This is a genomic window from Pseudomonas muyukensis, from assembly GCF_019139535.1.
GTDB lineage: Bacteria > Pseudomonadota > Gammaproteobacteria > Pseudomonadales > Pseudomonadaceae > Aquipseudomonas > Aquipseudomonas muyukensis.
Map to the genome: position 1 here is coordinate 2,638,392 of NZ_CP077073.1, position 14,004 is coordinate 2,652,395.

Consider the following 14,004-nt stretch of genomic DNA (forward strand, 5'->3'; position numbering starts at 1 on the left):
TCCGTGTCAGCGTGAGTAAGTGTGGCCATCAGTCTTCTTCCTTGAGCAGGACCTGCGTGTCGTTGAGCAACACCGACAGGATGAGCTGGTGGCCGCGAGGGGGGATGCGCAGCACCTGGCTCCAGGTGGCGTTTTCCTGGCTGCGGTAGTCGGCGATCACCGCGACGAAGCGGGTCTCGGGTTCGATGGGCGCAAAGGGGATGAACTTGAACTGGCCAGGTCGTACCAGGTAGTCGTCATCGCGGATGTAGGTGCTGCGCAAGGCCTTGGCCGGGTCCTTGTCCAGCAGTTCGTAAACGCTGTTGCGCAGCAGTGAGTCGTCGCGCAACTGCAGGATCTTGATGGCCATGGGCGTGGCGATGGACTCGGCGGCCCAGGTGGTGTCGTGGGGGAGGCTCAGCACCACGTTCGGATCTTCGTAGTGGCCGGGCGTGCTCTCTTGCATGGGTGAGCGCGGCAGATCAGCGTCCTCAATCACTGGCATCGCGATGGGCGACATTGCCGGGAACTGTTCCTGAAGGTATTCGAACAGGGTCCCGACTTTTTCGGTCAAGGCGTAAGGATCGCCGGCGCTCAAGCTGACCGCGTAAGGGGTGGGGGCCAGCGCGCCTGGCTGCTCCTCGCCCGGCACCTCGACGCTGTGAGGGTTACCGTTGAGCGTCGGGCTGGCGTTGATGCTGAATGCAACTTGGGTGGGGTGTTCCTTGGGTGGCCCGACGGGCACCGAGGGATCCTTGATCACCTGGCCGATCTTGCTCAGAGACGTGCAACCCGAAAGCCCTATCAGCACAGTCAGTAGACCGGCCACGAATGAGTAACGCGTCATGGGTGTGCTCCCGCTTCCAGGGACTGCAAAAGATCGACTTGCCCAGTGCCGGTGACCGCCACTGCATCCAGCGCAGCCAAAGGGTCATTGCCAATGCCTGGGTCGAAGACCGAGCAGATTTCAACGGCGACCTCACGGGCGGTTGAGGCGGTTTGCCAGGCTTCGGCGGGGGCATCGAGTAGCCAGTGATCGAGGGATCGCTGATCAGGGTTGAACAGATCCTCCAGTGAGCGCACATCCGCCTGTGAGCGTTGAGCGAGCAGCCGCAAAGCGCCAATGCGCAGTTGGTCACCTTCGAGCAATCGCCTTGTGTTGAGTGGCCCCACGCTGTCGAAGTTGTCGTTCAGGTAGGTGCGCTGGCAGCAGTCGATGACGCAGAAATCACCCTCGATCCAGCGAATCTCGCAGTGGATTGGTGCAACTGTCTGTTCACGGTCATCGATCAGCCAGGTGGCGCCCGCACTGCCGATGGTGCCGCCGCTGTAATCGAACTGGTGTCGGGCCGTGACGTTGTGCTTCAACTGCCCAAGGTTGGTGATGCTCAAGGTCAATAGGCTCATGAGCGCCCCCGGAACCGCACGACAGGGGCGATCTGGCAGTGACGATCATCGACGAAGCTGGTCCAGCCCAGGTAGGCGCCCTGGCTTGGGTGCAGGCAAAAGGGCGATAGGGCGTTCTGCTTGAGGCGCAGTTCCAGGTCATAGGCCAGGCCATCGCGCAACAGGAAGTCGATCAGTGCACGCAAGCGATTGAAGTTGATGCCGCTGGGCAACAGGGCATGCAATTGTTCCTGGTCGAGTTCGCTGATCACGATGGTGAACTTGCTGCTGCGCGTGCGCGTGCGGCTGCCGACCATGAAAGAACTGCCCAGCTCGCCGTTGCTGCGCCCCAGGCTGACCAGTTGCCTGGCCGTGGTGGTGACCGAGCGGGTTTCGAATTCGCGGATGTGCACCTGCTTCAAGTCGAAGCAGTGGGCGATGATGCCGGCCACGGTGCCCGGCGCACGGCTGCGACTGGCGATGACACCGGCGAAACTGAGCAGCCGGCTCCAGGGCAGTGCCGTATCACCGCGCAGCTGTTTGTCGTTCAAGCCGAGCAGGGCAAAGATGTACTGGGAGAACCCATCACCGGCACCGGGCTGGAAGCGAATGTAGTAGCGGTACTTGCGCCAGGTGCGGTGCAGCAGGCTGAGCAGGTAGTGATTGAAGAAGTCGAAGAACGCCGGCCGTACACCGATGCCCTGTGCGTGTTCATACGCGACCTGATCAAGGTAATAGGAGGGCAACGGCGAGTCGGTGCCATGCAGGCCCATGAACGTGGTGTACACGCGATAGCGGTCTGCCTCCCCAGGGATGCGTTCGGCCTTGTATACGTCGGAAACCGGAAAGGTCAGTCGTGGGTCACAGGCCAGGCGCACGCGCTGTCGGGTGGCCGGATCTGGCCAACGCGGCTCCAGGTCATCCCCGTGCAAACCGTGCAGGCGCTCCAGCAACTGGAAGAAGTTGTACTGGTGCGCCTCGGCGAGCAGCTTGTCGGCTAGATCAGCGGTTGCTTGCCGGTCTGGATGGGCCATGTGTAGTGCTCGTTGTTGGTGATGTTGATCACTTCCAGTTGATGGAAGGAATTGATGCTGGCGTACAGGGCGAAGAAGTGCGCGAGCACGCAACCGAACAGGTACAGGTCGCCCTCGCAGAGGAAAGCGGCCTGATCCAGCTTCAGCCGTGTTCGTAGCCCGCGAATGGGTTGGCCCTTGATCAGCCAATCCAGAGGCTGGGTCTGAATATCCCGAATACCTTCGAGGCGTTTTTGGGTGGTGCGCGTCTGCTGCAGGTCGTGCAAGGCCACGAAGTCATAGGCGCGAATGACCGCTTTCAGCGGTTCGGATGAGAGCAGCGACAGGTAGTTGAGCGACATGTTGGAGATCAGGGCCCATTGCAACTGGCCGTCCAGTACCGGTCGATAGGGGCGGGTTGGCGCACAGATATTGGTGTACGTCACCAAGGGTGGGGTGGCTTCAGTGAGGGCATTGATGTCATTGATGCCCAACGCCAGTGGCAGGTCGCGGTTGGTGCACGTCAGGTCGATGGATGCAGTTTCCAGCTCGCCGATGTAAGCGTTGGCATCCGCTCGTACGAAGGCTATGCGGTGGGTGACGCCACTGCCACGCAGTGAGTCTTCGAGGCTGTAGCGGTAATACAAGGCCGTGCGGCCTTGAACATGCTCGATCTCATGGGCGAACGATTCGAAGGGGCGGAAGGTGCGCAGGTGTTCGCCGGTGCTTCCGTCGGTTGTCGTACGGGTACTGATCACCCGATCGACACTGAATATTTCATAGGCGTGCCGCTCTTTGCCCCTGGGTATCAGGTCGGAAGGGGCGAGCCGGTTGGAGAGGTCGATCGGTTCGGCGCTGTGGCTGAACAGGTTTACAGCTGGGGTGCAGAACAGGCTGAAGTCAGCCTTGCTGATGCGTAGCGAGGCAGGTAGCTGGCGGCAGAATTGAAACTCGATGCCCACCTGCGCAGTGGCTTGAGCGGGCCAGACTTTCTCCAGCCCGGTTACGCTGAAGAAGTGGAAGCGCTTTGGGAATACAAAGTACTCCTGCAAGGTCCGATAGCCGTCGAAGACGTTCTGTGGGTAAGGCAGCAGCCCTTCGTTTGAGCTGAAGCCTGGGAAGTGGATGCTGCTGGCTGGCAGCCGGTGGACCTCGCCATTGATCGTCACGGCGACATGCTTGAGGTATTGAGCGATCCATAGATACAGGGTGCGTGCAGTCTGGGTATCACCACCTAGGTGAAAATCCAGGCTGTCGCAGCCGAGGGTGTTCATGGGGCGCTCGACCAAGGTGCTGAGGTCGATGCGTACCACCGAACTGTCGAGTGTCTGGGTGGCGCTCACCGATTCGATCTCGAACGGATGGATGTCCACTGCCATGCAGGTGCGAAACTCGCATGGCACGCCATCCACGGGTTTGGAGAACAGCGATGAGCCTTTGGCAATGCGTTGCGACTGGCTGAGCGCTTGCTTGCGTGGCGTGAACTGGATGATCGTGGCGCTCGGCAGCGGCCGCAGGTAATTGGGCCACAGCAGCTGCAGCATAGGGTGCGTCAGCTCTGGCAAGTCATCCTCCAACTTCAGGCGCAGCTTGGCCGTGAGGAAAGCAAAGGCTTCCATCAGGCGTTCGACATCCGGGTCGCTGCCACCCTTGCCGAGCAGTCGGGCAAGCTGTGGGTTGTCTTTGGCGAAGTCGTTCCCCAGCTCATGCAGGTAACGCAGCTCTTCGCTGAATCGATCCTTGAGTGACATCGGTCACCTCACTCGGGTATGGCGGCTATGGCCGTTGACCAGCAGCTCCAGTTGCAGCTGCTCCTTGTGGTTGTTGACCTGCACCTGGCAGTCCAGCCTGAAGTGCAACTCCAGCGGGGCGTGACAATCGGGCATGGCCTTGAGCGAACGCACGTGCACGCGCGGTTCGAAGTGCCGGAGGGTGCGGCGAATGTCGGCGCTGACCTGCTTGAGCAAGTCGCCACTGCTTGCGTCGTGCCCATTGAAGTCACGCAGCCCCAGCTCAGGGCTGCTTTGTGAGCAACCCTGGCGCGCGTTGAGCAGCGTTTCCAGGTGACGCTTGATGGCGGCAAACTTCTCGGCAGCGTTCTCTTGCCGAGAGGGCGTGCGACGTTCAGGCTGATCCGTCACCAGGCGATCAAAAAAACCACTCATTGGGTATCAAGCCGACCGACCAGGGAAATCTCGAAATTCGCGCCCATGTATTTGAAGTGCGGGCGCACGGCGAGCGAAACCTGGTACCAGCCCGGGTCGCCGGCAACGTCCGACACCTCGATCCTTGCCGCACGCAAGGGGCGTCGGCTGCGCACATCAGCGGAAGGGTTCTCCTGGTCGGCGACGTACTGCTTGATCCATTTGTTCAGCTCGGACTCAAGGTCCTTGCGCTCTTTCCAGCTACCTATCTGCTCGCGCTGCAGCACTTTGATGTAGTGGGCCAGCCGGTTGACGATGAACAGGTAGGGCAGCTGGGTACCGAGCTTGTAATTGGTCTGCGCCTGCAGCCCTTCCGGGGTCTTGGGGAAATTCTTTGGTTTTTGTACCGAATTGGCCGAGAAGAACGCGGCGTTGTCGCTGTCCTTGCGCATGGTCAGGGCGATGAAGCCCTCTTCGGCCAGCTCGAATTCCTTGCGGTCGGAGATCAGTACCTCGGTCGGGATCTTGGCCTGCAGTTGCCCCAGGGACTCGTACAGGTGCACCGGCAGGTCTTCGACGGCACCACCCGACTGCGGGCCTATGATGTTCGGGCACCAGCGGTAGCGGGCAAAGCTGTCGTTGATGCAGCTGGCCAGCAGGAAGGCGGCGTTGCCCCACAGGTAGTTTTCGTGTCGTCCGGCGATGTCCTCGGCGTAGTGAAAGCTCTGGGCGGGATTTTCCTGCGGATGATAGGCAGAGCGGAGCATGAACCGCGGGCCGCACAGTGCAGCGTGGCGCGAATCCTCACTTTCACGGAACGCACGCCACTTGGCATGCCGTGGGCCGGCGAAGATGTCCTTGATCTCTTTCAGGTTGGGCAGCTCTTCGAAGCTGCTCAAGTTGAAGAACTCGGGGGATGGGGCTGCGAGGAAGGGCGCGTGCGACATGGCACCAACGGCCGCCATGTAACTCAGCAGTTTGATATCGGGGGAAGCAGGCCCGAAGTTGTAGTTGCCGACCATGGCCGCAACCGGTTCGCCACCAAACTGGCCGTAACCCGCCGTGTAAACGTGCTTGTAGATGCCGCTGCAGGTGATGTCGGCCGCATTCTCGAAGTCGTCGAGCAAGTCGTCCTTGCTGATGTGCAGGATTTCAAGCTTGATGTTCTCTCGGAAGTCCGTGCGGTCGACCAGTAGTTTGAGGCTGCGCCAGGCGGATTCAAGTTGCTGGAATTCGGGCTGGTGCAGGATGGCATCCATCTGTTTGCTCAGTACCCGGTCCAGCTCTGCAATCATCTGATCAACGCGATGTTTGTTGATTAGTTGCTCTGGATCATTGCTTTTGAGTATTTCCGCAATGAAGGCGGATACACCCTGACGAGCAACCTGGTAGCCCTCTTGTGCGGGGGCCAGTTTGGTCTCGGCCATGATCTGGTCGAGCAGGGTGGCGTTAGTCAGTGTCTCGCCCGTCGTTTCAACGGCGACTGTAGTGCTGGTTGGCCTTGGCATGGGACGCTCCGTTGTCTCAGTCTTCTTTTGGTGCCTCAAGCACCAGGTCCAGTTCTGCTGCGAGTTGTTTGCGTGCTTGCTCGTTGTTCAGCAAATGCTGCAACTGCTTGCGAAACGCGGGCACGTTGCCCAACGGGCCCTTGAGGGCGACCAGGGCTTCGCGCAACTCCAGCAGCTTGTTCAGCTCCGGCACCTGGCGGGCGATGCGGTCGGGCCCGAAATCGTTGATCGACTTGAACTGCAGGCTGACCGCCAGCTCTGCATCGGGGGCAGTACAGAGCAGGGAAGGGACGCTCATGGCCAAGCTGACTTCGGCGTCGTTCAACACGTTGTTGAAGCTGTGTTTATCGATACGCATGACCGCACGGTCTTCCAGGGCGCGAGTGTCATCCAGGCCAAAATCGCCCAGCAGCAACATCTTGTGCGGCAGCTCTACTTCGGCCTGTTCATCGCCAGTGGCGGGTACATACTTGATATTGATGCGCTCTTTGGGTGCAACGGATCCTGTGGATTTTGACATGGCAGAATCTCTAATTTGTTGGTGAGGTAGTTCTGGTTAGTGCTTGGTTAGTTTGGATTTTGTTGTGTAGGAAATTTCCATGATTTTGATTTTGGAAATAAACAGGTTCGCAGTACGTGTTGCGGTTCTCTAAAAAACAATGCCTTCTATGTTGTTATGTGGTCGAGTGCAAAAATGTAAGAAAGTATTTGTTTGTGTTTGGTGATTTTTATGGGATAGGCTCTCGCCGGATTATGTTTCGGGGGTGGCCGGTAGTGGGTTTTGTAATCCGTTGGCTGAGTAGGGCATATGTACTATTGAGAGGAGCGCATTCGCAATGTTTGGTAAGAAAACGTATGGCGTAAGTCTCTTGTTGATACTCGGTTGCATGCCGATGTCCGCGTATTCCAATCAGGATTGCCCCCGGATAGTGTCTAACCTTGAGCGCCTGGCTTGTTTCGACAAATCAGCCGGAACCCCTGCTCATCTTGGATCGGTGCAGTGGTCTTTGCCCGAGCAAGGCTCGCCCACGTTGCACCGGGTGATGATCCATGAGGCGGGGCGGGCGGCAGATAACCTGATGTTTCGTCTGAGCGCTACAGAGCATGGGCTCATGATCGGCGCACCTGCGATCGCTTCGGTCGCGCCGCATCCCTACTTGGTGATCAGCTGTGTGCAGAACATCTCCAGGTTGCAGTTGGTCGCTGCGCAGCCGATCAATGCTGGATGGGTGAAGATCCGACTGCGGGGTGAGCGTGACGCGACGGCCCCTACACCCTGGCAGGTCACTGAGAACGGTCAGGTACTTGACGCTGGTAGAGGCTTGCCAGGCATCGAGCAGATCAAAAAGCTGATCGGAGCCCAGCGCATCCTGGTTGAAAGCGACAATCCAGCCGTTGATGGGCTGGTCTTCGATGCTCAAGGCCTGGATCCGCTCATCGGCGAGGCGCGCAAAACATGTCGCTGGTAGCGCCGGTCGACGCGCAGGAAATTGCCCGGCTGCTCGCTCCCATCGACGCGGATGCGCCTGCCGGCCTGTTCGATGTCGAGGACGAAACCTATCAGGCCATTGACCAGGAAATGGTCAAGCTGGGCGGGCTGCAAGAGTCTTCCATCGACTGGCCCTACATCGAAGAAGCGTCCCGCCAGTACTTGGGTGAGCAGAGCAAGCATTTGCGCATCGCCGCGCACCTGAGTGTCGCCTGGCTGCGCAGCCGGTGCTGGGAACGCTGGGGTTTTACCTTGGCAATGCTCGCCGGCCTGGTTGAACAGTATTGGCAAAGCGCATACCCGAAACCCGGCCCTAAAGGCTTGCTGGGCAAGCGCAAGCTGGTGGCCCTGATGCTCAAGCGTTTGATCGAGGCGCTGCCACGGCTGGATCGCTTCACGTATAGCCCCGCTCATGCGGCGGCAGCCCAGGACGCGTTGCAACGCTTGCAACAGCAACAAGCTGTCGCGCAGTTGGATGAAACGGTCCTGGGCGAACTACAACGGCTGCTTGGCAAGCACAGCGAGCTTGCCAGCGGCGTGGGCGACTCGGCCTCGGCTGCAACTATCAAGCCTGCACCGCTGGCCGATGTCATCGCGACCCCGATGCGTCGCGCATCGCCTGGCAACGCGCGTGAGTCTCGAAGGGCCATGCTGGCCATGGCCGAGCAGATCAATCAGCAAGACCCGTACGACCCGACCGGCTATCAGCTACGCCGGTTCGGCGTATGGGCCCATATCCAGGCGGCGCCGCAAGCCAAGCAAGGTAACCGCACAGAGCTGATGGCAGTACCACAGGATATTGCCGGTGATTATGAAGATGCCATTGCGGGCACCGCGATTGACGCGGCCTTGCTCATGCGGATCGAAAAGAGCGTGACGGCTTGCCCCTACTGGATACGCGGCAGTTTCCTGGCGGCAACCGCCGCCACGCGGCTGGCCATGGGCGAGGTGGCTGAAGCTATTCGTGCTGCGACCGCGCGCTTTGTGCAGCGTATGCCAGCCCTGCAGCAACTGTGTTTCAGCGACGGCCGGGTATTTGTCGATGACCAATGCCTGGGGTGGCTCAAGGGGGCACAAGGCGCATCCGAGCAGGGCGCGGCCGTCCATGAGTTTGTCAGCCTGCGCGAGGAACTGCTCAGCCAGCTGGAAACGGGTGGTGTCGAGCCCGTTCTGCTGCGGTTGCAAGGGATGCACGCGCAGCTCCAAGCCCCCCGTGAACGCTGCCATACCACCGTTATCGCAGCTGACCTGCTGGCCGCTCGGGGCGTGTCCTGGCTGGCCCGCGATTTGTGCGCGGGTGTAGCCAGAACGATGCAGGAAACCACCGCCAGCACTTGGGAGCCAGCGGTGTTTCAGCGCCTCCAGCAGTATGCGGCACCGTACATGCAGACTGATACGAACAAGGAACGGGAGTCACGATGAATCAACTGTGGAAGCACCTCAAGCGATGGGGCTTGCCCCTGGTGACCCGTATCGGTCTGGCCATGCCGCTGCTGCTCGGATTGGGTGCTGCACTGGTGCTCGTTGCTATCTGGTGGCTCGGCCCGCAATGGACGTGGCGTGAACAGCAGCCGTTGGCCAGCATGGCCCATCGAGGGCTGGCCAGTCTGGTGCTGGTACTGGTACCACTGCTGTGTTGGCTCGTTGTGCTGCGCAGACGTTATCGCCGTCTGCGCACAGAGCGCGATCAGGCAGTGGCCACAGAACTGGACCGAGTACTGCCGTTCGTTCAGGCGCAAGAGAAGGCGTTGGACCAAGGGCTTTCGCGTCTCCTGCATAATGCTGGCGGGCGACGCGCCTTGTACCGATTGCCCTGGTACCTGGTGCTGGGCGAGCAGCACGCAGGCAAGACCAGTTTCATCGACCGTACCGAACAAAATTTTTCCCTGACCCGTATCGACAAGGCACAGACGCGCGGCCGACAAGCACAAGCGCTGGCCTACCCGATTGGTTGGTGGGTCAGCAACGACGCGGTGATCATCGACCCGCCGGGTGCTTTCATCAGTCAACAGCCGCGGCCAGGTTCGCCAGCCGATGAAGTCGGCGCATCGCAAGTGCCGGGCGCGCCGGCCAGGTTGTGGCAACACCTGCTGGGTTGGCTGCTGCGCAACCGCAGCCAGAGAGCCCTCAACGGCGTGTTGCTGGTTGTCGACCTGCCCGCGCTGTTGCATGGCACGCCGGAGCAGCGCGTTGCCCTGGCGCATGTGTTGCGTACACGGCTGCACGAGGTGAGCAGTCAACTGGGCTCGCGGCTGCCGCTGTATGTGGTGTTGACCAAGTTCGATCTGCTGGAGGGTTTTGACCAGCTCTACGCCGGGCTTCCCGTTGCCTCGCGGGAAAAACTGCTGGGTTTCACCTTCAAGCTGGAGGCGATGGGGGCGTTCGACGCCTGGCTGGACGAGTATGGCGATCATTACGATCGATTGATCAGTCAGTTGTTTGAGCAGGTGCTGGACCGACTCGATACGTTGGGCGGTGCGCCACTGCGAGCGCGTCTCTTCTCGTTGCATGCCCAGTTGGTCGGGCTGCGCCCGATTCTGCTGGGCTTCCTGAAAGAGACACTGGCAAGCGACCGCTTCACCACGCCTGCCTTGGTGCGTGGCCTGTATTGGTCTTCAGTGGTACAGCAGGGCGACATGCTCAACGCCTTTGTTCGTGAGGCGGCGCAGCCCTACAAGACCAAGCTGCCATTGCTTGAAGGCAAGGCGCAGGGCAAGGCGCTGGCCTACTTCGTCCAGCACGCATTCGGGCGCGTTATCTATCCGGAATCCGGACTTGCCGGGGACAACATCAGAGTGGCGCGCAGCAAGCGCCAGTTGCTCTGGGTTGGCACGGGCGTGGGCGTACTGGCTTTTTCTGTCGCTTTCGCCAGCTGGCAACGCTACTTCGATATCAATGGCGCCAAGGCCGCCAACGTGCTCGCCAAGAGCCGGGAATACAGTCATCACGAAGTCGACCAGCGCCTGGACCCGACCGGGCGCAACCTGTTGGCGCCATTGGACCAGATCCGCGACGCAGTGTCGGTGTTTGGCGACTATCGGGCCGCGTGGCCGGGCGTCGCTGATTTAGGCCTGTATCAGGGGCGCGCCATCGGTCCTCGCGTTGATGAGGCCTACCTTAGTTTGCTTTCCAAGCGCTTCCTGCCCGCCTTGGCCAGTGGGGTAGTCGATGCCATGGATGCGGCCCCGCCAGGCAGCGAGCAGCAAATGGCTGCCCTCAGGGTTTACCGAATGCTGGAGGATCGCCAGAACCGCCGGCCCGAATGGGTCGAGGACTGGATGGCCCGCCAGTGGCAGCAAAAATTCCCGGGCCAGGGGCAACTGCAGGGCGACCTCATGGGGCACCTGAAGTATGCCCTGGCCTATGCCGATACTGATCTGCCCCAGTACCGCCAGCGTATTGCCGAGGTGCAGCAGACCTTGCGCAGGGTCCCGCTCGCAGAGCGGGTCTATGCAAGCCTTGAACAGCAGGCCGGGGAACAGTTGCACAGCGGCTTGGACTTGCGTCTTCAAGTCGGGCCGGCCTTTGATGTGGTGTATCAATCGTCTGCCGGCGCCAGGCAACGTGATGATGTCTTGTTAGCGCCGATGCTCACCGCCAAGGGCTTCAAAGAATACTTCCTACCCCGTAGTCAGCGGTTCGCCGAACTGGCGATGGTCGATGAGTGGGCGTTGGGCGAGCGCGGCCATCTGGATTACTCGAATGCCGACCGCGAGGCGCTGGCAGAACGGCTTCGTAACCTGTACAGCGCCGACTTTATCGACAGTTGGCGACGGGCATTGAATGCCTTCTCGGTGGCTGATTTTCGCGACCTGGATCACGGGGTTTCGATTCTGCAGCAGTTCACCGGGCCTGCGGCCCCCTTGCATCGGTTGCTGGATACCGTGAGGGACAACACTGCGCTTTCATCCGCTGTGGGCGTCGATGCACAAGAGGAGGCTGAGGCGCTGCGACCGACAATCGGCAGGCCAGAGCAGCAACAGGCGTGGGCGATTCAGCGTGCTTTTGCAGGGCTGAGCGCGATGCTACGGGCAACGGGTGAGAAGCCCAGCTACTACGATGAAACTCTTGGCGCCATTGGCGCAGTTCATGACTACGCCAAGGCGGTGCAGGACAGCCCGGACAGAGGCAAAGCAGCACTTCAGGCCGTGCATCAGCGGTTCTCGATGACCGGGCATGACCCGATCGGCACCCTGCAACGCGTCGCCACCGGCTTGCCAGAGCCAATCAACCACCAGGTCAGGAAAGTGGCCGAGCAAACGGCGCAAGTGCTCAATGTGGAGGCCCTGCGCGAGCTTGAACGGCGTTGGGATGCCGAGGTGTACAGCTTCTTCCAGCAGCGCCTGGCTGGGCGCTATCCCTTCGTGGTGAAAGCCCCCGATGCCTCGCTGGATGACTTTGAGGCGTTCTTCGGGCCGAAGGGGCGGCTGCAGCAGTTCAACGATCAGTACCTGAAGGTCTTCCTGAAGGACAACCGTGAAGCCCTGCAGGCCGGCCAGCAAGGGCACTCGTTGATTCGCAGCGATGTACTCGAACAGCTGGAGCGGGCAGACCTCATCCGCGAAACGTTCTTCGATCAGCGCGGCAACCTCAGCGTGCAGTTCAGCATCGAGCCGTTGGGGCTTAGCGCTAACCAGCGCACAAGCGTGTTGGACCTGGATGGCCAGTTGATTTCCTATACCCATGGTCCGCGCCAGATCACCGGTATCGTCTGGCCCAATACCTTGGGACAGCAGGTGCGCAGCAACCTGACCTTGCTCAGGCAGAACGGCAATAGCAGCAGCCTGGAGTACCGAGGGCCGTGGTCGATGTTCCGCTTGCTCAGCCGTGGCTCGCTCAATGGACGCACGGCTACCAGCGTGGACCTGAGTTTCCGCACCGGGGAGGGTGTGATGCGCTATCGGCTGAACGCCGAAAAGGCCTTTAACCCCATCACGCAAGAGCCGTTCAAAGGCTTCAAGCTACCGCGCGGTTTGTTGCAATAGCCACCCATGCTTGCACAAGCCTGGTAGACCGACAAAGGCTGCGGCTTGTGCTCAGTACGCCTGGGCAGCTGGTTGGTCCCCGTGGCGATGATCATCCGGCAAGCGCTGCTCGAAATCGCTTCCCAGCATAGAAGAAGAGGCCCAAAGGCCTCTGTCTTCCCACACTTGAACGCTACAGCGGCGCGCCGGTGCTCGCTTCAGGCGCCGAGGTCAGATGGATCGCCGAACACAGCAGGCGCAGGGCGATGCGGTCGCGCTCCGGCAGGGCGCGGAAGTGCTCGAGCAGGTTCGACTCTTCTTCACTGAGCGGGTGGCAGGAGGGGGTGGCGCGGCCCTGGGGCAGTTTGCGTAAGAGCTGGATCAGGTAGTTATTCTTGAATGCCATACATCACCTTGCTTGTGTCTCCATCCCTGGGCGATTGCTCTGTGTCCTTGCGTGGGCGCGATGCCCAGACAAACACGTGGCGGAATTTGCAGTGTAGAGGCATGTAGCCATGCCCCGCATCCCGCGCATCATTACATTTGTTTTCCACACCCGCTGGCCAGGTTTCATGCAGCGCGGTGCAGCGAGCAAGAAACAGAGTGTGCTGCCCATCGCCCTCCTTGAAAGTGCTGTTGCCAACCCAACAACCTTTTCAGGATGAGGTCCGATCATGCAATTGACAGGCAAGGTAGCCATTATCACCGGTGCCAGCTCGGGTATCGGTCACGCCGCCGCGCTCTTGTTCGCCCGCCAGGGCGCACGGCTGGTGCTCAGTGCGCGACGGCAGGCGGCGCTCGAGCAATTGCTCGAGACGCTGGGCCGTGAAGGGTGTCCACCGGCGGTGGCGGTCGCGGGTGACATCAACGACCCCGCCCTGGCCCAGGAGCTGGTGAATACCGCCCAGGGCCATTTCGGCGGCCTGGACATCGCTTTCAACAATGCCGGGACCCTGGGCGAGCTGGCACCGTTGCCGGCGTTGTCGCTCAGCGCCTGGCGGCACACCCTCGACACCAACCTCACCAGCGCCTTTCTCTGCGCCCAGGCCCAGCTGCCGGCACTGCAGGCCCGAGGTGGCGGTGCGCTGGTGTTCACCTCCAGCTTCGTCGGCCACACCCTGGGCATGCCTGGCATGGCCGCCTACGCTGCCAGCAAGGCGGGGCTGATCGGGCTGACCCAGGTCATCGCCGCGGAATATGGCGCCCAGGGCATCCGCGCCAATGCGTTGTTGCCGGGTGGCACCGACACGCCCATGGGCCGCAGCGTGGCGAACAGCCCCGAGGCACTGGCGCAGGTGGCGGGGCTGCACGCGCTCAAGCGCCTCGCGCAGCCGCAGGAAATCGCCGAGGCGGCGTTGTTCCTGGCCTCGCCAGCGTCGAGCTTCATGACGGGCGCGGCGTTGCGGGTGGATGGCGGGATATCGATTGTGCGCTGACCGAGCAAGCAGGCGTACCTGAGCATGGCGAGGCTGCTGGCAACGCCGCCTCAACCCGTATCGAGGTCGCTGGTACAAGAAGGGC

General features: G+C 60.8%; 13 protein-coding genes. 5 read left to right on the top strand and 8 right to left on the bottom strand.

Annotated features, from left to right (window positions below; all coding sequences use genetic code 11):
- Positions 1-28 precede the first annotated feature (28 nt).
- Genes tssJ through tssB form a run of 7 tightly spaced genes read right to left on the bottom strand, consistent with a single transcriptional unit; the run spans position 29 to position 6,550 of the window.
- Complete coding sequence (tssJ, locus tag KSS95_RS11840) at positions 29-826, bottom strand: type VI secretion system lipoprotein TssJ (protein ID WP_217853812.1); 798 nt, start codon at positions 824-826, stop codon at positions 29-31.
- Positions 823-1,386, bottom strand: a complete 564-nt coding sequence (locus tag KSS95_RS11845; protein WP_217853813.1) for an FHA domain-containing protein — start codon at positions 1,384-1,386, stop codon at positions 823-825. Before KSS95_RS11845 ends, tssJ begins: the two co-directional genes overlap by 4 nt.
- Positions 1,383-2,399 (bottom strand): type VI secretion system baseplate subunit TssG, encoded by a 1,017-nt coding sequence (gene tssG / locus KSS95_RS11850; protein WP_217853814.1) that lies wholly within the window; start codon positions 2,397-2,399, stop codon positions 1,383-1,385. The genes KSS95_RS11845 and tssG overlap by 4 nt, the downstream gene beginning before the upstream one ends.
- Positions 2,363-4,129, bottom strand: coding sequence for a type VI secretion system baseplate subunit TssF (gene tssF, locus KSS95_RS11855; RefSeq protein ID WP_217853815.1), 1,767 nt, complete (start codon positions 4,127-4,129; stop codon positions 2,363-2,365). Before tssF ends, tssG begins: the two co-directional genes overlap by 37 nt.
- A gap of 3 nt (positions 4,130-4,132) precedes the next feature.
- Positions 4,133-4,543: a type VI secretion system baseplate subunit TssE gene (gene tssE, locus KSS95_RS11860; RefSeq protein WP_217853816.1), complete on the bottom strand. Its 411-nt coding sequence runs from the start codon at positions 4,541-4,543 to the stop codon at positions 4,133-4,135.
- The gene (tssC, locus tag KSS95_RS11865) at positions 4,540-6,030 is read right to left on the bottom strand and encodes a type VI secretion system contractile sheath large subunit (protein WP_217853817.1); all 1,491 of its coding nucleotides are present in this window, start codon (positions 6,028-6,030) and stop codon (positions 4,540-4,542) included. The genes tssE and tssC overlap by 4 nt, the downstream gene beginning before the upstream one ends.
- A gap of 16 nt (positions 6,031-6,046) precedes the next feature.
- A complete protein-coding gene (tssB, locus tag KSS95_RS11870; protein ID WP_217853818.1) occupies positions 6,047-6,550 on the bottom strand; it encodes a type VI secretion system contractile sheath small subunit in 504 nt (167 codons plus the stop codon).
- Positions 6,551-6,866: 316 nt separating this feature from the next.
- On the opposite strand from tssB, the gene vasI reads away from it, so the two are divergent.
- From vasI to tssM, 3 genes are read left to right on the top strand one after another with little or no spacing between them, the layout of a single operon-like run.
- On the top strand, positions 6,867-7,499 hold the full coding sequence (vasI, locus tag KSS95_RS11875; RefSeq protein ID WP_217853819.1) for a type VI secretion system-associated protein VasI: 633 nt from the start codon (positions 6,867-6,869) through the stop codon (positions 7,497-7,499).
- Positions 7,487-8,941, top strand: coding sequence for a type VI secretion system protein TssA (gene tssA / locus KSS95_RS11880; RefSeq protein ID WP_217853820.1), 1,455 nt, complete (start codon positions 7,487-7,489; stop codon positions 8,939-8,941). The genes vasI and tssA overlap by 13 nt, the downstream gene beginning before the upstream one ends.
- Entirely contained in the window at positions 8,938-12,504 is a 3,567-nt protein-coding gene (gene tssM, locus KSS95_RS11885; protein ID WP_217853821.1) for a type VI secretion system membrane subunit TssM, read from the top strand. Before tssA ends, tssM begins: the two co-directional genes overlap by 4 nt.
- Positions 12,505-12,676: 172 nt before the next feature.
- Here tssM and KSS95_RS11890 read toward each other — a convergent pair whose 3' ends face one another.
- The gene (locus KSS95_RS11890; RefSeq protein ID WP_217853822.1) at positions 12,677-12,889 is read right to left on the bottom strand and encodes a hypothetical protein; all 213 of its coding nucleotides are present in this window, start codon (positions 12,887-12,889) and stop codon (positions 12,677-12,679) included.
- Positions 12,890-12,998: 109 nt separating this feature from the next.
- Here KSS95_RS11890 and KSS95_RS11895 point away from each other — a divergent pair, with 109 nt between their 5' ends.
- The gene (locus tag KSS95_RS11895) at positions 12,999-13,148 is read left to right on the top strand and encodes a hypothetical protein (RefSeq protein WP_217853823.1); all 150 of its coding nucleotides are present in this window, start codon (positions 12,999-13,001) and stop codon (positions 13,146-13,148) included.
- Positions 13,149-13,157: 9 nt separating this feature from the next.
- The gene (locus KSS95_RS11900; RefSeq protein WP_225935577.1) at positions 13,158-13,919 is read left to right on the top strand and encodes an SDR family oxidoreductase; all 762 of its coding nucleotides are present in this window, start codon (positions 13,158-13,160) and stop codon (positions 13,917-13,919) included.
- The last annotated feature ends 85 nt before the right edge of the window (positions 13,920-14,004 follow it).